A 19,027-nucleotide genomic window follows, 5' to 3' on the forward strand; every position below is an offset into this window, starting at 1 on the left:
AGAAAGTTTACTAGTTTTTGAGAAGAAGAGATAAGGCAATATCATATCGCTTAGTAATCGTATTGTAGCCCAACAATGGATGCTTTATTTTTCTAATTGTTGCGAACAACCTACATAATTATAAAGCAAAAGTCGGGATATCCCGGCTTCTTTTTTTTGGCGCCATTATTGCTAAGGAATTATAGTGCAAAAATTAAAAAAATTCTTGAATTAAAAAGGAGTTAGGAAATATGTCACGTACTTCTTTATTTCGCCAATTGAAAGCATCTGCCTCTATTGCTGGAGAAGCTGCATCAAGAAATATAACAGTGGAGCAAGTTATGGAAGAGCGAGCGGAAAGGAATCTTTCACGACGAGAATTTTTAAAAGGTGCTGTTTTAACGGCTGCTACTCTGGCGGTTCCGTCTGCAATCTGGAATATGGGAACCCATCTGGTCCGTGCGGAAACAGCGCCGCGCATTGCAATTATTGGTGCAGGACTTGCCGGTCTTACATGTGCGTATCGTTTACAGCAAGCGGGTTTTTCTGCGAAGATTTACGAAGCTTCGAATCGAATCGGGGGTCGCTGCTGGAGCATCCGGAATAAGTTTGCTGATGGGCAAATTGCCGAGCATGGCGGTGAATTGCTTGATTCCAATCATGATGCGATTATTCGTCTTACTAAAGAATTAGGCTTGAAGTTAGATAATGTAATCGAGGCGGAAAAGAAAGGAACCGAGTCTTTATATTATTTTGAGGGGAAGCCGTATACGTTTGGAGAAGCTACACAAACATTCCATCACATATGGGACAAGCTGCAAGCAGACGTGATAGCTGCCGATTATCCTACCCAATATAATCAATATACACCACGGGGCTTGCAGTTAGATCATATGTCTATTATCGATTGGATTAACGAAAGCGTACCAGGCGGGATGAGCTCGCAGTTCGGAAAGCTGTTAGACGTTGCGTACAATACGATGATGGGTGGCGAGTCAAGCGAGCAAAGCGCCTTAGGTCTGCTATACCTGCTTGGCTATTCCGATAAACATAGATTCGACCTATATGGTCCCTCTGATGAAATGTATCACGTACGCGGTGGGAACGATCAAATACCGACACGATTGGCAAAAGCACTAGAACACCAGATACAGACATCTTCCCCACTTGTTGCCATCCATAAGAACACGGACGATTCTTATCGCCTGTCTTTTACCGGTTCCGGTCCGCAAGAAGTAACAGCAGATATCGTTGTGCTTGCTTTACCGTTCTCTGTTTTGCGTACGATTGATTATAGCCGTGCAGGCTTCAGACCGTTAAAAGAAACAGCAATCGCTGAAATTGGCATGGGAACGAATACAAAGTTAGCGCTTCAATTCGATGAACGGCTTTGGGAAAAGCTGAATTGCAACGGTGCCACATTTGCTGATACAGGATACCAGCAAACATGGGAGGTTTCACGGGCTCAACCCGGAAAATCAGGCATTCTTGTGAATTTCACAGGAGGTGATATTGGAGCGAGTTTTAATAGAGGGACGGCCCAGAGCCGCGCGAGAGAATTTCTGCGCCAATTTGAACCGGTCTTACCGGGTATTTCTGCTAAATGGAATGGAATAGCGACGCTGGACTACTGGACAGGATACAAATGGACGAACGGCTCTTATTCCTATTATAAAGTGGGCCAATATACCAAATTTGCAGGGATCGAACGTGAAGCAGAGGGGCAATGTTATTTCGTGGGTGAGCATACATCCCTTGATTCCCAGGGATATTTAAATGGTGCAGTGGATAGTGCAGAGCTTGTAGCAACGGCGCTCATAAAGAAATTGAAAGCGAGAGTTATGGCGTAAACCAGGGAGGGATAGCATATGTTAAGCAACATTGGCCCGGCAGGCCTTATCTTAATTATTATTATCGCGTTGATTGTCTTTGGTCCTAAGAAGTTGCCAGAGATTGGACGTGCTTTCGGACAAACGCTGAAAGAGTTCAAAAAGTCGACTCGTGAGTTGACACTGGATGATGACCATGATCATGATCAAAAGCCCAAACTTCTGAAGGGAAGCAAATAAAGGTAGGCAAGACACTTGTAGTACTCTTGCAAGGTATAATCTTATTTTATACGGAAGAGGGGATAGCATGATATGGGATTTTCAATTTAATCTACCGACACGTATTGAATTTGGTATAGGAAAAGTGAAAGAACTGGGACGAAGAATCCGCGAGCTCGGAGGCAACAGAGTACTTGTCGTTACAGATAAAGGACTGGTGGAGCATGGGGTCGCCGGAAAAGTATTGGCCGTGCTGGAACAGGAGAAACTGGACTATGTCGTATATGATGAGACCAAACCGAATCCACGGGATGTAGATTGTATAGCGGCATATGGACTTGCCCAGGGGAAGGAAATTGATTTCATTGTTGGGCTTGGCGGAGGAAGTTCCATGGACACGGCTAAAGCAGTAGGAACGTTACTAAGCCATGGTGGCGAATTGAGTGATTGGTACGGATTAAATACACTCAAAAAACCAATTACCCCCCTTATTTGTTTGCCTACTACTGCAGGAACAGGGAGTGAAATCACATTCTTCTCTGTTATTACTGATACCGTCACCCAGCTTAAAATGAACATTGTTGATGTGCACGTAGCTCCGCGTATTGCCTTGTTAGACCCAGAGCTAACGCTAACCTTGCCGCCGTCCGTAACTGCCTCTACGGGGATGGATGCACTTACGCATGCGATCGAAGCATATACGTGTACCATTGCTGAACCGATTACAGACGGTCTCGCCTTGCATGCGATCGATTTGATTGTAGAGCATCTTCCAACTGCCGTACAAAACGGAAACCATCTTATTGCAAGAAAAAATATGCTGGCAGCCAGCCTGATTGCCGGTATCGCGTTCGGAAATTCGGATGTAGGTGGAGTCCATTGTATGGCCGAAGCGATGGGAGGGTTGTATGATACGCCGCATGGGGTAGCAAACTCTATTCTTCTTCCTTATGTATTTGAGTACAACATTCCGTCTAATCCGCAGAAGCATGCGGTTGTAGCCCAACGTCTTGGAGCGAGGAAAGAAGGGAAATCAACAGAGGAATTAGCATATGAAGGTGTTCGACTCCTGAAGCAGCTCGCCGAAACAGTCGGAATACCAAAGATGAAAGAGCTTGGCTATGTCAATCCGAAAGACTTCCCTTATCTAGCTGAAGGAGCGATACACAATGTGTCAGCCCCTAGCAATCCGCGCAAAGCCTCACAGGAAGATTATATCCGGTTATTTGAGAAAGCATATGATGAATCTGGTGTTTGTATATAAAAGAAAGGAGAGGAAAGCTTGGAAGAAATTAAATTAAAACGCACACTTGGATTTTGGGCCGCCTATTCCGCTTCGGTCGGGCTGGTTGTATCGGGGACGGCTATGGTTGTATTAGGGAATGGCTATGGTGTCGGAGGACCGGCCTTTAGTATTGTCGCCTTTATATCGTTGCTTATTATCCTATGTGTAGCGTTATCGTATTCGGAATTGGCAGCCATGATTCCAGGTGCCGGTATGATCGGTGAGTATACAATATCTGCGCTCGGAAAATTACCTGCCTTATTCGCTGTATTAGCAGGATATATTGTACTAGTGGGGACGGACGGGGGCGCTAATATGATAGTAGGGGGGCAAACGTTCGAAACATTAACAGGCGTACCATGGTATATTACAGTATTCGTTTTACTCGGTTTTTTGGTAGCTATCAATCTTATGGGGGTCGCCGTATTCGGTAAAGTGCAATCCGTACTGGCGATTGGAATGATGACATTATTAGCCCTACTTGGGATATGGGGATTAACCGGATTTGGTCTGGAAAATCAATTGGCTGAATTACCGCCTTTTTCTCCTTTGACATGGAAAGAGCAAGCCGCCACGCTGGGAGTAGCTATCTGGCTTTTTATCGGAATGGAGTTCGTAACCCCGCTGGCTGAAGAAATTAAAAATCCGGGCAGAAATATTCCACTGGCGATGCTGTTCGGTTGCTTTACAATCTGGTTTGTCGATTTGTTATTCGGACTTGGAGTGACAAAATACATTGAATTGGACAAGCTGGCCGCATCGACCATCCCGCATGTGGAAGGAGCACAGGCCATGCTTGGAAACCCCGGTCTTATTATCATGGGAACGGTATCGATTCTGGCGGCTGTGACTACATGCGATACTTATTTGGTCGCTGTGCCGAGAATGTTGTACGGATTATCGAGAGAAGGAATGCTTCCAAAATTTTTCTCTTATCTTCATCCAACAACGCGAACACCGTGGTATGGTATCTTTTTTGTCGTAGCACTCATTCTTGTTGTAATTGTGTACGCTTTTATTAACAACGCGAACATCGAGTTAATTACGACAATGATTTCCGTCGCCTGTGCCACCTGGCTCATGTCATACATTATTGCCCAGGTAAATGTTATCGTACTGCGTAAGAAATACCCAGCCCAGAAGCGACCGTTTAAAACACCGCTTTTTCCGTTGCCCCAGGTTATTGGAATCGCAGCGTGTACGTATATGATTTACACATTATACGTCGATATAACGGTGCTGCAAATCTCTTTATGCGTCATCGCAGCCATCCTATTGTTTTGTGTAGCTTACCTGAAAGGGACTGGACAAAAGCTGTTTGTCCCGGTTCCGTTGGAGCACATATACGAAGGAATTCGTAAGCGGAGCGAGATAGAGGACGAGAACGGGGAATCAAATGGAGGTACGAAGCTGGACATCAGCTCATAAGGAGGGATGCACTATGGGAGTATACAGTGCAATCGATAACCGTGCAGTAAAAACACTGTCAGCGGTGGCACAGGAATTCGAGGCCGGCATTCCTATCCGTACATGTGCTGAGGGGAAAGTAATGTTTGGTGGAGAGAAGCTAGGAGTCCAACACCTTACTGCCTCATATAAAGTAATTAGTAAATGGATGGGGCGTGTTTATGTTTACACATGGCAGTTCTTTCTTGTAGATGTATCGTTCCCATCGAATGCTCTGATTACGTTGAAATACTCGGGTAAGATAGGGGGGAGAAAATCGGCGCGCTTCGTATCGAAGTCAGCAGATGTGAAGCACATCATTGAAAAGCTAAATCAGGATAAAAAAATAAAAGAGATATGTGAGCGAATTGATTTTGAAACGATACACATAAAATATATAGAAGAAAAACAGAGCTGGTGCGTAGAGATGAGGCCGAATTATGGAGATTTTATCTGGATTTTGCTTCCTCCCGTTTTTTATAGCAGACGGCCGAATAAGAAGGAGGTAGAAAGCACCATACAGCTTATTGGACAGCTTAGTAAGTACTTAGGGAATGCCAGTGTATAGAAAGGTTCAAATAAAGGATTAGATACCTGTAGCAGGGAGCTAATCCTTTGTTTTTTTGACAGTTGAATGGTTGATGAGCCAACAGCTGTTAATTATAAAAGTCTAAGTCCTTACAGTATTTACGCACCAATCGGGAGGCTTTAGATTGGCTAATCGATAATTGTTCCGCTACTTTTCTCGTATTCCTGAATCTTTTATATGATTGTATAATCAGTTTTTTCTCGACATCTTCCAATGCCGTCCTCAATGTAGAAGCCGATAGTTCCTGCTCGCCGGTATTATGACTGTTATTTTCGCTAGTAGTTTGCAGTAACATTGCAGGTAAATCTGACACCTGAATCGAGGCATCGCTTGTTACGATGAGGCTTTCAACTAAATTCTCCAACTGTCGAATGTTTCCAGGCCATGAATAACCATAAAAAATATCAAGGACATCCTGTTCAATAATATGGTTTGTCTTATATTTTTTATTATACGCCGAAAGAAAATAGTACGTTAATGGAATGATATCTTCTCTTCTTTCACGTAAGGGCGGGATTTGCAAGTTAACTACATGAAGCCGATAGTACAAATCTTCTCTGAATTGTTTCTGTTGCACCATTTCGTATAAATTACGGTTTGTAGCGGAGATGATTCTAATGTCTACCTTTTTTACTTCTCTTCCGCCAACTGGAATGAATTCTAGATCTTGAACAACCTGCAATAGTTTCGCTTGAATCTTCGGTGATATTTCTCCAATTTCATCGAGAAATACAGTGCCGCCATCCGCCCTTTCAAGCAGGCCTTCCTTCCCGCTTCTGGTCGCTCCTGTAAATGCACCCTCTACATATCCGAAAAGCTCAGACTCCAGCAAGTCCTCAGGTATGGTAACGCAGTTTATCGTGAGAAAAGGCGAGCTTTTTCGCCGGCTTTTCTTATGAATGTGTCTGGCGATTACACCTTTGCCTGTCCCTGACTCTCCTTGAATCAATACGGTGGTATCGACCTTTGCTACCTTTTCACACAGTTTGATTACACTACTCATTCTTTTATTGTTCGTAAATAAATTTTCTTTATAGAAATCTATCTCATTTATTTCTTCCGCCTCAGGTTCATCCGTGATATACAACTCTTTATAATTCGGTTCTTGTGTTGCCGTAATGATAAGTTCGATGTCTTGTTCTTCGTTTAGCAGGGGAATGGCGGTCGTAAGCAACTCTTTTCCAACATAGGAAACCTGCTTTATTGTAACCGTCTTCTTTTCTTTTAAAACGTAGGGGATAATACTGGGCTTCCAGTATCCTTTGGCTAGAATTTCATCGTTTTTCATTCCGATAATTTCATCGCGCTTGATTCCATAATGCTTTTCATATGCTTTATTTGCGTATACGATACAGGCATCCTTATTAAGGACATAGATTTCATTAGGTGAGTAATCCAGAATTTTCTTCAGCATTTCTGCACTCATTTCTATCTTTTTTCGATCATCCATTGAGTTAGACATGCTAGAGCCCCTTTCTTTCCCTGCTGTACATATCATTGTCTTGAGTCAAAAATGACTGAATTGAGTAAATTATAGAATGTATTTTACAATTTGAAAAGTGATAAATTAACTTATTCCTTATGATAATAGGGTTTTTGAAATTGGCACTGGTTTTGCAAAAGTAGTGAGTGAAAAGGCAAATCATAAAGGAGGCATTGCCATTATGGCTACAAGAGAAAATCTGCAACAGGTAGAGTATACGTTGCCTTATCAGCAATATGTGGACCCTCAAGTTCTTAAGGAAGAGAAGAAAAAAATTTTTTATAAAAGTTGGATTATGGTTGGACATACGAGTCAGGTAGAAAAGCCAGGTGATTTTTTTACATTTGACTTAGCCGGAGAGCCGATAATTATAACACATGGCACGGATGGCCAGTTACGTGCTTTTTATAACATTTGCCCGCACCGCGGTGCAAAAGTTGAACAAAAAGAGCGCGGTAACAAAAAAATCCTGCAATGTATATACCACGGCTGGACATTCAAACTGGACGGAAACGTACACAAGGCGCCAAACTTTGGCACAAATGCTCTGGATCGGCATAGCTGTATGACAGCCATTCGATTGGAAGTTCATCAGGCGATGATTTTCGTGAATCTGGATCCGAATACGCTTCCATTCTCGACCGTTCATCAATCTTTTGTAGATAATATACAAACGTATTCTTTTCTTGGATCTTTGAAACAAGCAAGGGAAAATCGCCGTATTGTTCATGCAAACTGGAAGGCAGTCATTGACAATTATTTGGAATGTGACCACTGTGCAATCGCTCATCCTGCGTTCTCTAAAAAATTCGATCTATCAAAATATAGTATCATTCCATGCGATACATTTTCGTATCAGTGTTCTACAGTGAGCGATGGTGAAGAAAATTCGGGTGCACGCTTTTATTGGGTATGGCCTAACCTGATGATTAGCATTTATCCTGGCTCAGGCAACATGACAACGAGTCAAATTATTCCATTAGATGAAGGGCGCTCATTGGCTATTTATCGCTATTATTTCGCTGACACGAATATAACGGAAGAAGAAGAGAAACTGATTCGATTTGTCGATGAAGTGAGAGAAGAAGATTTCGAGCTTGTGGAATTATTGCAAACAGGGTTTCATTCGCAAGCATTTGAGAATGGCATTTATTCTCCTACAGAACATGGCTTGCATGCTTTTCATCAAATGGTAAAAGAAGCGTTACATGATTAACTTTTGAAAGGGAAGCAATTGTCAGCTATCATGAATGGGTAGAACGCTACCCATTCTCGTTGGGCAGGCGGAGGTATCTGCTATATACATCTGATTTGATAAATCAACAAATGTTTATGGTGGGCGGGAGCGGTCGGAAAAAGCCACGCTGGCTTTTCTTCTGCCGGATCGCAGGGCGCATCCACCCTCTTCTTTTTTCCGAATTTCCTACCTCCAACCACACTCCACTGTCAAAATATCAAGTGTAATTTATATAGTATAATGGTTCAATGTTGAAAGCGCTTTATTCTGCAAAGGGGGAGCATACTTTATGAAATCATCTAATATAGATAAGGCAATTTTCTGGCCGGCTCTGGCGATTGTTGCTATCTTAACCATCCCGATATTTCTTAATCCGAAACAAGGGACGGCCGCTTTAGGGAAGATTCATCATGTTATTACGGAAAGCCTAGGATCGGTATATTTATGGGCGGTCATCGCTGCTGTCGTCTTTTTGCTTTGGCTGGCATTTAGCAAATATGGAAATGTAAAATTCGGTGATCCTGATACGAAGCCGGAGTTTTCGACGCCCAGCTGGTTGGCTATGCTATTTACGGCTGGGATCGGGGCAAGTATCACATACTGGTGTGGAATCGAATGGGCATATTATTACACTGCACCTCCTTTTGGCGCTGAGGCGAAAAGCATGCAAGCGATTGATTGGGCAGCTACGTACGGCTTGTTTCATTGGGGATTCAGCGCATGGGCGCTCTATTGCTTGCCTGCTTTACCGATTGCGTACAATTTATACGTCCGAAAAAAACCGAGCGTACAACTGAGCGCGGCTTGTGAAGGTGTTCTTAAAAAGGGAGCGGATAGCTGGCTTGGAAAGGCGATTGATGTTTTCTTTATATTCGGACTTATTGGTGGAATGGGCGCAGCTTTCGGCCTAGGTCTTCCATTAATTTCGGAGGCCGTTGCCGCGCTGTTCGGTATGACCCGGAGCATAACGCTGGATATTATTCTTATTATCATTCTGACGCTCATTTTTTGCATTAGTGCATACTTTGGTTTGAAAAAAGGCCTAAAAAGGCTGGCCAACATGAATATGTATCTCTTTTTGGCACTTTCTGTCTTCGTGCTACTGGCGGGTCCTACTTTATTTATTATTTCAAGGTTTACGGATAGTGTAGGTGTGCTGTTGCAGAACTTCTTCCGAATGAGTTTTTATACGGATTCTGTTGCGAAATCTGGTTTTCCGGAAGCCTGGACAATCTTCTATTGGGCTTGGTGGTTTACTTGTGCCCCATACATGGGAATATTTGTAGCGAAAATTTCGAAGGGCAGGACAATAAAGCAGATTATTCTTGCTGAGTGTATCGGTGGAACGATAGGCTGTTGGGTAGCTTTTGCTATATTCGGGAATACCGGACTTTATATGGAACTTAATAAAATCGTTCCTGTAAGCGATATCTTAGAGACGAAGGGTGCAGAGGCAGCGATTATTTCTATCTATCAGGGATTACCGATGAGCGGCATTGCATTATTAGCTATCTCAATTATCACGCTTATTTTTCTTTCGGCAACGCTTGACTCCTCCTCATATACTCTAGCAAATGTGGCTTCGAGGAAAGTGTCGTTGGATGAGGAGCCGGCTCGCTGGCATAAGCTGGTTTGGGCCCTTGCGATTGAAGTTGTCGCATTCTCCATGATGTTCAGTGGGGGATTGCATGCTTTGCAATCGGTCGTAGTCATTACTTCTGTTCCGCTTGTTCTCATCATGGCTATGTCTGCTATTTCACTAGTTAGATGGCTAAAGGAGGATGAGGAAAAAAATAGAGTTCATATATCAGACATAGGCGCAACGAATAACGGGCATGTTGAAAGATTAACATCATAAAGGCAACCGGCAAAATATCTGAGTCTTTCGGTGTAGGAAGCTCAGATGCTTTGCCGGTTTTTTTATATTTAGGCTGCAACAGTAAGACGATATATTCAAAAATTCATAAATGATTCATGATTAAATAACATTAACACCTTATTTAACTTTATTTGTATGAAATAGCTACCTTAATTCGTTAGATATATACCTTATAGCATTAAAAACCATGTGTTTAATTGTGCGTTTAGGTGTTTAGATACATTTTAGACCTTTTTGGTATAAATATTGCTAGGATAATTTGATTAAAAAATTTATAAAAGTAACAATTTTTATTGCTTAATTTCTCATGAAGAAGTACCGATAAAGTATCCGTTGAGCATTATAAAATAAAGAGGAGCGCATATATGAAAACAATGGGAATAAGAAACAAACTTTTATCGCTATTCATTATCATTGTAATTCTTATTTTAGTGACGACTGCTTTTCTAAACTATAAAAGCACGCAGCAGGCAATAAAAGAGTCGATAGGAAACGTGGGTGTGCAAACGGCTTTAAACGTAGCACAAAGCATTAATGTTGCTACCTATGAGAAGTTTTTACAAAATCCGATAGAGGGAAGAGAATATTGGGAACTACGTAATCAATTAAATGATATCAGAGAGAAAACGGATGCTCTTTATATTACGATTATGAAAGTGGATAGTGAGGGAGCTGCCACCATTATGGTTGATGGACAGCCGAAAGGTTCGAAGGACGCCAGTCCAATTGGTGAAAAATCATTATCAGAACCTGAAATATTCAAACCTATACTTAATGGGGAAACAAATTACACAGACATTGGTCATAATGAAAAATATGGGGATTTTGCATCAGCTGTTGCTCCGCTAAAGAATAGTCAGGGAGAGATTATCGGTGCAGTGGATGTCGATATGAAGGCACAATTCGTAAACTCTGTTGTAAAAAAGGTTATTTTTTCTAACCTACCTACACTTTTGATAAGCAGTGTTGCGCTTTTATTCTGTACGAGTTTTCTTGTTCTCATTATTCTCAGAAAAAGCTTACGACCATTAGAATTTATAAGTGCACGAGCTGAAAAGATTGCTAAGGGAGATTTTACAGTAGATACTCAACAAACATTTCCTACTATTCAAAGCAAGGATGAGATTGGGCATCTTTCTCGCTCTTTTGATGTAATGGAACAGAATATTTCTCATCTGCTTCGGCAGGTTTATACAGCTGTTGAGCATGTCGCTTCAGCTTCGGACAATGTGTTACATTCCTCAAGTCAAGCCGGTGAAATATCCATGCAGGTTTCCCATACGATTAATGAAGTAGCTGTTGGAAATACAAGGCAAGCTGACCAGGTAAGTAGCATATTGAATATGATACAACAAGCAAATGAGCGTATTATGCTAGGATGTGAACAGGCAGATAGAAATGTTCAAAATGCCGGAGAAGCTGTTGCATTATCGGTAGAAGGAAATAAAGCCATTCATGAATCGATTGAGCATTTGGATATAATTATGCAAGAAACTTCTCTTGCAACTCATTCAATTCAAACATTAGGTACGCGCTCAGATGAGATTGGAGATATTATTAATGTAATTACTTCACTGTCTAATCAAACAAATCTTTTAGCTTTAAATGCCGCTATTGAAGCAGCTAGAGCCGGAGAACACGGAAAAGGATTTGCTGTGGTAGCGGATGAAGTAAGAAAGTTAGCAGAAGAATCAAATAAAGCAGCAGGACGAATTACAGGCTTAATCAAGGATATTCAAGGGGAAACCTTTGAGACGATTCGAATAATGGAAAATAACAAAGAGTCTGTTGAGAACCAGGTTGCGCTCATCCACCAAGGAGGACGAGCTTTAGAGGATATCTTAAAGAAAGTGAGTCAAACAGAGATAGAATCTAAAGAAACAAAGGATAATTTACTCAAAATCAGTAAAAACATTGAAGAAGTTCTTTCCTCTATTCAAGAAATTTCAAGTATTACGGAACAATCTGCTGCAGCTTCCGAAGAAGTGGCCGCTTCTGCTCAGGAACAAACACGTGCAGTAGAAGAGATAGCGTCAAATTCAAATGAGATGAAACTACTCTCAGAAAAGCTGAAAATAGAAGTAAATAAGTTTGTTTTATAAAGCAAAACTTTCATCAACAAAAAGCCGGCTATAGCTAGTGTATATAGTCGGCTTTTCCCTGTATTGGTCCTATATAAATTACACTTGATAGTTTGACAGGGTAGCGTGGTTGGAAGGAGGCAATTTAGAAAAAGAAGAGGTTGGATGCGCCCTGCGTTCCAGCAGAAGAAAGGCAAATGTGTCTTTTTCCAACCGCTCCCGCCCTTCCTTCTTTTCTTACCTTTCACCACAAGAATTTGTCGATGTATCAAAACAGATGTATATATGTAACAATTTTGTGGAGGTTTATTACTTATTCGTAAACATTTGATAACCCTTTTTTTTACATAAAGTCGTATGCTATACGTATGATACGGATAAATGGAGGAATCATAATGTTTGCCAAAAAAGGAATTTCAATGCTATGTATAGTCAGTATGACAGTAACAGGATGCAGTCTTTTTTTACCGCCAGGTGATATGATTAAGTCGCCTGTATCTGCCTATGCTTCTACAACGAAGGGCGAAAAAGCCTTCCATATTGTGAGTGAATTTCTACCACCAAATGCGGAAATTATCAATCCACAAAATGTGCAAGAACAAAGGGGCATACAGCTCAAGGATATTAATGGAGATGGAAAAGCCGAAATCATCGCCTTGTATAAGGTAAAAGGGAATGAGGAGCAGCATCGACTCATCGTTTTACAGGAAGAGGAGGGCAAAGGGTGGAGCAAGCTACTGGATTATCGTGCGGAAGGGTATACCGCGGATTTCTTTAAATTTGCCGATATCACGAATGATGGAAAAGATGACATTCTCATTGGCTGGCGGCTTGGTGGTACGACATGCGGTTTGGACATATTCACATGGAAAGATAACCAGTTAAAAAAAATAGCGAGTGATTATTATAGCAAAATAGAACTCGGAACAGTGACAGAGCCAAACAAAAAGCAGGATGATAGAGTGACAATTGCGTTATGGAAGCATGATACAGGGGATGCCTTTGAGGTAGATGTCTTTACATGGGATGGAACGAAGCTTGCTCCGGCACCAGAGGCTTACCCCTATTACTTCAAAAAAGTAGTTCAGTATTATGAACAGAAGGTAAAGGAGATGCCAGATGCAGCCTTTTATTGGTACTATCTTGCAGATGCACAAGTAAAAGCCGGTCAACCTGAAAGTGGGATTAAATCTATCGAAAAGGCGTTATCTATCAAGCGGGCCCATCCTGACTATTATCCCGAGAATAGTCAATTAGAAAACGTGAAAAAGGCAGCCTTGCATATGATTGAAAACCAGAAAAAAGAGGAAGACCATAAAGAGTAATCAAAATTGTTAGACTTTGTTTGAAATGAAATGGTACTATCAAAGTATTATGGTATTAAGCGGTATAGTACCACATCTTACTCATGTAAGACATAGAGGAGTGAAGAGTATGTTCAAACAAACAGTAAAAAGTGAACAAGATGTAGTAGGTATTTGGCAAAGAATTCCTTCGCCTATCGTTTCTGAAATCATCTCATTGACGGACATTGATTTTGTGACGATTGATATGGAACATGGCCCTATTGATATTTCTGACTTACGTACAATGGTGCCGGTATATAAAAAAGCTGGAACACCTGTCATTCTTCGAGTCGCCTCCGCTGATTTTTCGTTTATTTCAAAGGTATTGGATTTAGGCGTCGATGGAGTGATGCTGCCGCAAGTGAATACGGCGGAGGAAGCGAAGCGTATCGTAGAGGCGTCGAAATTCGCTCCTCTCGGCCGAAGAGGGGTCGGGGGATCGTGCGCTGCCGATCAGTATGGAAAGGTAGATTTACATACGTTTATTCAGAATGAAAATGATCGTGTACTAACCATTGTGCAGATTGAGACGGAGCAAGCGGTACACAATCTAGATGAGATAGTAGACGTAGATGGTGTGGATCTCTTTTATATCGGTCCGTTCGATTTATCGCAATCGCTTGGTTTAACCGGAATGATGGATCATCCACATGTAGTTGAAACCATCCAACGAATTATTGATAAAGTGCAGGAGAAGAACAAATCGGTCGGTATGCATGGAGTCAGCCTTGACTTTATCCGTTTCTGGAGAGAGCGGGGTGTTCGTTACTTTACGTATGGTATGGATAATGTGTTGCTTGCAAAAGGAATAGAGGATGTCTATCGATCTGTTCGATAGGGTAAACGGGAGGCTCCTGTTCTAAGGAGCCTTCCAAAAAGTTATACAGTAGCTATGGCTCTGTTAGCGCAGCTTAGATTTTTGCTGGTATCCTGTAATATATTTTTGTATTTTACGAATCGCGGTTGATTGATTAATTCCTAGCATTTCGGCAACTTTATACGAGCTTTTGTTCATTTCATATGCCCGGCGCACCAATTGTTCCTCCATTTCTTCCTGTGCCTGTTTCAGCGAACAGACATCGTGCACGGTGACAAAATATTTGTGACCTTCTTCTCCTGGATTCATGTACTCCACCAAATCTTCCATCGTTATCTCTTCTTGCTCGGCTGTAACGACCAGTCTCTCAATCATATTCTCCAATTCCCTTACGTTGCCTGGCCAATCGTAGTGAATAAGCGCATTTTCTGCCTCTAGAGAAAAATAATTAGCAAGGCCATACTTTTCGTTATATTTTTTTAGAAAGTAATCGATCAGGTAGGAAATGTCTTCAGGACGTGTACGTAGTGCAGGAATATGGATGGGAACGACGTTTAAACGATAAAATAAATCCTGACGAAATGTACCTTCCTCTACCATCTTTTTTAAGCTCTTATTGGTGGCTGCGATAATTCTCACGTCAATATCGACAGATGTAGTGCTACCAACCGGATCAACTTTGCGTTCCTGTATCACTTTTAAGAGTCGTACTTGTAGAGAAAGTGGCATTTCGCCGATTTCATCCAGGAACAGAGTTCCGCCATTTGCTTGCTCGATTAATCCTTTCTTTCCTTCTTTTCTGGCACCGGTAAAAGCGCCGCTATCATATCCGAACAATTCAGATTCAATCAGGGTCTCGGGTATCGCCCCACAGTTAATATGAATGAAGGCTCCCGTTTTTCTTGAACTTTGATTATGAATAGCTGTTGCAATTACGCCTTTTCCGACACCTGATTCTCCCGTAATGAGAATAGTAGAATCTACGCCCGCGATTTTGTTTATTGTTCTAATAATTTTTCTCATATTTGGTGATACGGCAATAATATCAGCAGGCTCCTGGAAACTTCGGAGTTCTTCTAATTCGGACTCGCATACCTTGAGTAATGCTTCGTTCCTTTCTATTTTTTCCCGAAGATGCTTGATTTCAGTTATGTCTCGTGAAGTAAAGATAATGAGGAAAATCTCCCCATCTTCTTTAAATACCGGATTAGCGATAACATGCACAATTTTGCCTGTTTTTGTCCGTTGTATCATCGAAACTTTTTCTTTGCGTTTTTTTACAATCGGATATAGGGCTGGAGAGAATAGTCCATTCTTTTCAAGTTCATCTACATTTTTATTAATGAGCTGTGAGGCTTCTATACCATAAAGCGATTCCCCGGCAGGATTAACTACAAGAACGTTTCCTTCGCCATCTGTCACAAAAATCTCATCGAGCGAGGAATTAACGATTGTTTCAAGGTGAAAATGAGACAGTTTGGTTTGATTTGGTTGTTCACAATTATATTGCTTCATAAATAAAACCTGCCTCCTTTAGCACACCATATTTTGTTTGATTAATTCACAATATTATAACATATGTGATGGGTAAGGCTCGAATGACTGTATGCATTGCTTGTAATGCGTAAAAGCATTAATTTTCAGAGGAATGGAGAGAGAAAATAGGTGCATAGCGGAAAAAAAAGACTTGGCATAATCATTGCGTTGTTATACAGGCAAGAGACATTACTTATCAAGGGTGTTGATTATTAAGGAAAAGCGTTGGAAAAATGAAGGAGGAGTGAAAAGGTGATGAAAAATATGTTTACAGATGATTTTGAGCGAGCAGAGTTGCAAGAGTTGGATAAGAAGCATTTTTTACATCCTACATCTTCAATTGAACAATTGCAGGAGCAGGGGCCTACGTTTATCTTTGCTGAGGGGCAGGGCATTTATTTGAAAGATATGGATGGACGCACAGTAATAGATGGATTATCCAGCCTATGGAACGTGAATATGGGACACGGTAGACAAGAATTAGGCGTAGCCGCTATGGAGCAAATGAGCAGTCTAGGATTTAGCTCCTGCTTTGCGAATTTCAGTCATGAACCCGTGATTCGCTTGGCGGCTAAAATCGCCCAACTAACACCCGGTGATTTGAACACGACTTTTTTTACTTCGGGCGGCTCGGAATCGAACGATACGGCATTTAAGATCGTTCGTCATTATTGGATACTGAAAGGGCAACCAGAGAAAAAGAAGATTATCTCACGTAAAAAATCGTACCATGGCGTGGCGATGGGGGCGACGAGTGCCACCGGCCTTAAGCCTTTCCGGGATTTTACAAATTCATTGGCCCCAGACTTTTATTATGTCGATAGCTTCTTGCCGGAATCGCTCCGGGACATGATTGAAAAGGAGGATCCAGATACGATTGCTGCCTATATCGCGGAACCGGTACAAGGTACGGGAGGCGTCCTTCCGGCACCGAAAGAGTACTTTAAAGAAGTACAGAAGATATGTGATGAGTACAACATTCTCTTTATTGCTGATGAAGTCATCACGGGCTTTGGTCGAACAGGTAAATATTTCGGTATCGAGCATTACGGCGTAACGCCCGACTTGATGAGTATTGCCAAGGGAATTACCAGCGGATATATTCCGTTGGGAGGTGTGGTTCTATCCGAGCGAATCCATCAGGAATTAATTGAGCTTTCTTCCGGCATGTTCCTGCATGGGTATACGTATAGCGGACATCCTGTAGCATGTGCTGTTGCTCTGAAAAATCTTGAATTGATAGAACGGGAAAGGGCTGTAGAAAATGCAAGGACAATGGGCACACACATGCTGAAAGGATTTGAGCGATTACAGCAGAAGCATGAAATGGTAGGCGAGGTAAGAGGATTAGGTTTGATGGGAGCAATTGAACTGGTGAAGGATAAGACGACGAATGAAAGATTTGCCCAGCCTGCCGCTCCGATGGTTGTTTCGGAAGCGATGAAGCGGGGGCTTATTTGCCGGGGGGTACTATATGAAGGAGCAGATACGCTTGTTTTTGCACCACCGCTCATTATTACAGAGCAACAAATAGAAGAAATGATCGATATTCTTCATGACTCCCTTACTGCCGTTGGGAAAGAAATCGGGCTGAAATTATAATAGGGGACATGAGGTATATCGGGTGAATAGATGGAGCCCTATATCAACAACAGGTATAGGGATTCCTTGTTTATAATATAGTTTGAATATTCTGGTATATGTTAACGCACCTGTTGATTACCCATAGATTGGAAGGAATAAGATGCACGCACCGGCGTCTCGTCTTTTTCTCACAAGGAAGAGATACGGCCGCTTTGTGGCACGGTGTGGTGGCTATCCACTCTGGATCGTACTGGATAATCAACACCCTTGATATGTTGATTGTTAATACGAAGGTAATGGGGGAACCAGACCATGAATCAGGTTAAAACAGGCGAACACAGTGAAAAAGAGCGGAGAAAACAAGTTAAGAAAGTAGCCGTTGCAAGCGTTGTTGGTACTTCGATCGAATGGTACGACTTTTTCCTTTACGGTACAATGTCGGCGTTAGTATTTCCGAAGCTTTTTTTTCCGCAGGCCGATCCTTTTATTAATATTCTTCAATCGTTTACCGTGTTTTTTCTTGGCTTTCTGGCACGTCCGATTGGTGCTATGATCTTTGGACATTTTGGTGATCGAATCGGAAGGAAAGCAACGTTAGTTACTACTCTTATGTTCATGGGGATTAGTACAGTGCTCATCGGGCTCTTGCCTACATATGAAAGCATAGGAATGGCAGCGCCGATTCTTCTCATTTTGTTGCGAATGTGTCAGGGAATTGGAGTTGGAGGCGAGTGGGGTGGTTCCGTTGTGCTTTCTACCGAGTGGAGCTCAAAAAAGAGGCGGGGATTAATGGGAAGCATGACGCAATTAGGCGTTCCAATAGGTTTGCTTACTTCTACTTTAATCATTACCCTGTGCATTCAGTTGACGGGAAGTGGTTTCGATTCCTGGGGGTGGAGGATTCCATTTATTCTAAGCGCGGTTCTTATCGGAGTCGGGTTGTACATTCGTCTCGGCATTATGGACTCGCCGCAGTTTACCAGACTGAAACAGGAGAATCGTATTGTGGACAGACCGGTCCTGGAAGCGTTAAAGAAACACCCGAAAGAGATTGTGCTGACAGCGTGTGCCCGACTGGTGGAACAAGTGCCGTTTTATATTTTTACGACCTTTGTTATTACGTATGGTACGGAAGAGCTGAAGCTGGATAAACAAATCTTCACCAATGGCGTAATGGTTGCAGCTTGTATCGAACTTTTCGTTATTCCTTATTTTGCCCACTTATCGGACAGAGTGAACCGTAAAAAAATTTACATTCTCGGGTCCCTCTTGACGATAGTGTTCGCATTTCCTTTTTTATGATGATAGATACAGGGAATCCCGTATTTATCATTCTTGCTATTGCACTCTCAATTATCGGCCCGGCTATGGCATACGGCCCGCAGGCCGCTCTTATTGTGGAAAGCTTCCCTATTCATCTTCGTTATACGGGCTCATCACTGGGTTTTCACTTCGCTTCCGTTATCGGAGGAGGAATTGCACCGTTGTTTTCGGCTTATCTATTCCATAAATATGGATCAACCAATCAAATAAGCGTTTATATCATTGTCGTTTGCATTATTTCTATCATTTCTGTTTCTATGCTAAAGAAAAATACGGCAGAAAATGCAGAAGAGAGAATGGAGAGTGTACAACAAAATTTATCTAACTATTCATAATTTAAAAATTTATTTAAAGATACGAGCAGGAGAGAGGAAGGTAAGAAACGAAAGCTACC

Annotated in this window: 17 protein-coding genes; 15 read left to right on the top strand and 2 right to left on the bottom strand. The window is 41.9% G+C overall.

Annotation, left to right across the window (positions count from 1 at the left end):
- Positions 1 to 230: 230 nt before the first annotated feature.
- The 5 genes from AF333_RS13275 to AF333_RS13295 all read left to right on the top strand — a co-directional run bounded on the left by AF333_RS13275 (position 231) and on the right by AF333_RS13295 (position 5,326).
- The gene (locus AF333_RS13275) at positions 231 to 1,829 is read left to right on the top strand and encodes a flavin monoamine oxidase family protein (protein WP_043063988.1); all 1,599 of its coding nucleotides are present in this window, start codon (positions 231 to 233) and stop codon (positions 1,827 to 1,829) included.
- 18 nt (positions 1,830 to 1,847) lie between these two features.
- Positions 1,848 to 2,048 (top strand): twin-arginine translocase TatA/TatE family subunit, encoded by a 201-nt coding sequence (gene tatA, locus AF333_RS13280; protein ID WP_043063989.1) that lies wholly within the window; start codon positions 1,848 to 1,850, stop codon positions 2,046 to 2,048.
- A 67-nt stretch (positions 2,049 to 2,115) separates the two neighbouring features.
- The gene (locus AF333_RS13285) at positions 2,116 to 3,291 is read left to right on the top strand and encodes an iron-containing alcohol dehydrogenase (protein ID WP_043063990.1); all 1,176 of its coding nucleotides are present in this window, start codon (positions 2,116 to 2,118) and stop codon (positions 3,289 to 3,291) included.
- An 18-nt stretch (positions 3,292 to 3,309) separates the two neighbouring features.
- Entirely contained in the window at positions 3,310 to 4,740 is a 1,431-nt protein-coding gene (locus AF333_RS13290; protein ID WP_043063991.1) for an APC family permease, read from the top strand.
- A 13-nt stretch (positions 4,741 to 4,753) separates the two neighbouring features.
- Positions 4,754 to 5,326 (top strand): hypothetical protein, encoded by a 573-nt coding sequence (locus AF333_RS13295; RefSeq protein ID WP_043063992.1) that lies wholly within the window; start codon positions 4,754 to 4,756, stop codon positions 5,324 to 5,326.
- Positions 5,327 to 5,414: 88 nt separating this feature from the next.
- Here the strand turns inward: AF333_RS13295 and AF333_RS13300 are convergent, their stop codons facing one another.
- Entirely contained in the window at positions 5,415 to 6,809 is a 1,395-nt protein-coding gene (locus AF333_RS13300; protein WP_043063993.1) for a sigma-54 interaction domain-containing protein, read from the bottom strand.
- Between the two features lie 202 nt (positions 6,810 to 7,011).
- On the opposite strand from AF333_RS13300, the gene AF333_RS13305 reads away from it, so the two are divergent.
- The 6 genes from AF333_RS13305 (at position 7,012) to AF333_RS13325 (ending at position 14,211) form a co-directional block, all read left to right on the top strand.
- On the top strand, positions 7,012 to 8,046 hold the full coding sequence (locus AF333_RS13305; RefSeq protein WP_043063994.1) for an aromatic ring-hydroxylating oxygenase subunit alpha: 1,035 nt from the start codon (positions 7,012 to 7,014) through the stop codon (positions 8,044 to 8,046).
- Between the two features lie 95 nt (positions 8,047 to 8,141).
- Positions 8,142 to 8,294: a hypothetical protein gene (locus AF333_RS35185; protein WP_235496426.1), complete on the top strand. Its 153-nt coding sequence runs from the start codon at positions 8,142 to 8,144 to the stop codon at positions 8,292 to 8,294.
- Positions 8,295 to 8,356: 62 nt separating this feature from the next.
- A complete protein-coding gene (locus tag AF333_RS13310; protein ID WP_043063995.1) occupies positions 8,357 to 9,925 on the top strand; it encodes a BCCT family transporter in 1,569 nt (522 codons plus the stop codon).
- A 386-nt stretch (positions 9,926 to 10,311) separates the two neighbouring features.
- Complete coding sequence (locus AF333_RS13315; RefSeq protein WP_052811712.1) at positions 10,312 to 12,048, top strand: methyl-accepting chemotaxis protein; 1,737 nt, start codon at positions 10,312 to 10,314, stop codon at positions 12,046 to 12,048.
- Positions 12,049 to 12,422: 374 nt separating this feature from the next.
- Positions 12,423 to 13,352 (top strand): FG-GAP repeat domain-containing protein, encoded by a 930-nt coding sequence (locus tag AF333_RS13320; RefSeq protein WP_052811713.1) that lies wholly within the window; start codon positions 12,423 to 12,425, stop codon positions 13,350 to 13,352.
- 109 nt (positions 13,353 to 13,461) lie between these two features.
- Entirely contained in the window at positions 13,462 to 14,211 is a 750-nt protein-coding gene (locus tag AF333_RS13325; protein ID WP_043063996.1) for an HpcH/HpaI aldolase family protein, read from the top strand.
- A 63-nt stretch (positions 14,212 to 14,274) separates the two neighbouring features.
- Here AF333_RS13325 and AF333_RS13330 read toward each other — a convergent pair whose 3' ends face one another.
- On the bottom strand, positions 14,275 to 15,705 hold the full coding sequence (locus AF333_RS13330; protein ID WP_043063997.1) for a sigma-54 interaction domain-containing protein: 1,431 nt from the start codon (positions 15,703 to 15,705) through the stop codon (positions 14,275 to 14,277).
- A 276-nt stretch (positions 15,706 to 15,981) separates the two neighbouring features.
- Here AF333_RS13330 and AF333_RS13335 point away from each other — a divergent pair, with 276 nt between their 5' ends.
- From AF333_RS13335 to AF333_RS35195, 4 genes are all read left to right on the top strand, one after another.
- Positions 15,982 to 17,328 carry an aminotransferase family protein gene (locus AF333_RS13335; RefSeq protein WP_235356579.1) on the top strand — a complete coding sequence of 449 codons (1,347 nt, stop codon included), beginning with the start codon at positions 15,982 to 15,984 and terminating at the stop codon, positions 17,326 to 17,328.
- Between the two features lie 128 nt (positions 17,329 to 17,456).
- Positions 17,457 to 17,636, top strand: a complete 180-nt coding sequence (locus AF333_RS35190; RefSeq protein ID WP_235496427.1) for a hypothetical protein — start codon at positions 17,457 to 17,459, stop codon at positions 17,634 to 17,636.
- A complete protein-coding gene (locus AF333_RS13340; protein WP_235356572.1) occupies positions 17,623 to 18,612 on the top strand; it encodes an MFS transporter in 990 nt (329 codons plus the stop codon). Before AF333_RS35190 ends, AF333_RS13340 begins: the two co-directional genes overlap by 14 nt.
- Positions 18,612 to 18,968: a hypothetical protein gene (locus tag AF333_RS35195; RefSeq protein WP_235496428.1), complete on the top strand. Its 357-nt coding sequence runs from the start codon at positions 18,612 to 18,614 to the stop codon at positions 18,966 to 18,968. Before AF333_RS13340 ends, AF333_RS35195 begins: the two co-directional genes overlap by 1 nt.
- Positions 18,969 to 19,027 lie beyond the last annotated feature (59 nt).

It is taken from the genome of Aneurinibacillus migulanus, assembly GCF_001274715.1.
GTDB lineage: Bacteria > Bacillota > Bacilli > Aneurinibacillales > Aneurinibacillaceae > Aneurinibacillus > Aneurinibacillus migulanus.

What these genes read in the sequence shown, in the direction of transcription:
- AF333_RS13275 (WP_043063988.1), top strand. Translation starts at nt 231, where the DNA reads ATGTCACGTACTTCTTTATTTCGCCAATTGAAAGCATCTGCCTCTATT.
- tatA (WP_043063989.1), top strand. Translation starts at nt 1,848, where the DNA reads ATGTTAAGCAACATTGGCCCGGCAGGCCTTATCTTAATTATTATTATC.
- AF333_RS13285 (WP_043063990.1), top strand. Translation starts at nt 2,116, where the DNA reads ATGATATGGGATTTTCAATTTAATCTACCGACACGTATTGAATTTGGT.
- AF333_RS13295 (WP_043063992.1), top strand. Translation starts at nt 4,754, where the DNA reads ATGGGAGTATACAGTGCAATCGATAACCGTGCAGTAAAAACACTGTCA.
- AF333_RS13300 (WP_043063993.1), bottom strand. Translation starts at nt 6,809, where the DNA reads ATGTCTAACTCAATGGATGATCGAAAAAAGATAGAAATGAGTGCAGAA.
- AF333_RS13305 (WP_043063994.1), top strand. Translation starts at nt 7,012, where the DNA reads ATGGCTACAAGAGAAAATCTGCAACAGGTAGAGTATACGTTGCCTTAT.
- AF333_RS13310 (WP_043063995.1), top strand. Translation starts at nt 8,357, where the DNA reads ATGAAATCATCTAATATAGATAAGGCAATTTTCTGGCCGGCTCTGGCG.
- AF333_RS13315 (WP_052811712.1), top strand. Translation starts at nt 10,312, where the DNA reads ATGAAAACAATGGGAATAAGAAACAAACTTTTATCGCTATTCATTATC.
- AF333_RS13320 (WP_052811713.1), top strand. Translation starts at nt 12,423, where the DNA reads ATGTTTGCCAAAAAAGGAATTTCAATGCTATGTATAGTCAGTATGACA.
- AF333_RS13325 (WP_043063996.1), top strand. Translation starts at nt 13,462, where the DNA reads ATGTTCAAACAAACAGTAAAAAGTGAACAAGATGTAGTAGGTATTTGG.
- AF333_RS13330 (WP_043063997.1), bottom strand. Translation starts at nt 15,705, where the DNA reads ATGAAGCAATATAATTGTGAACAACCAAATCAAACCAAACTGTCTCAT.
- AF333_RS13335 (WP_235356579.1), top strand. Translation starts at nt 15,982, where the DNA reads ATGAAAAATATGTTTACAGATGATTTTGAGCGAGCAGAGTTGCAAGAG.
- AF333_RS13340 (WP_235356572.1), top strand. Translation starts at nt 17,623, where the DNA reads ATGAATCAGGTTAAAACAGGCGAACACAGTGAAAAAGAGCGGAGAAAA.
- AF333_RS35195 (WP_235496428.1), top strand. Translation starts at nt 18,612, where the DNA reads ATGATAGATACAGGGAATCCCGTATTTATCATTCTTGCTATTGCACTC.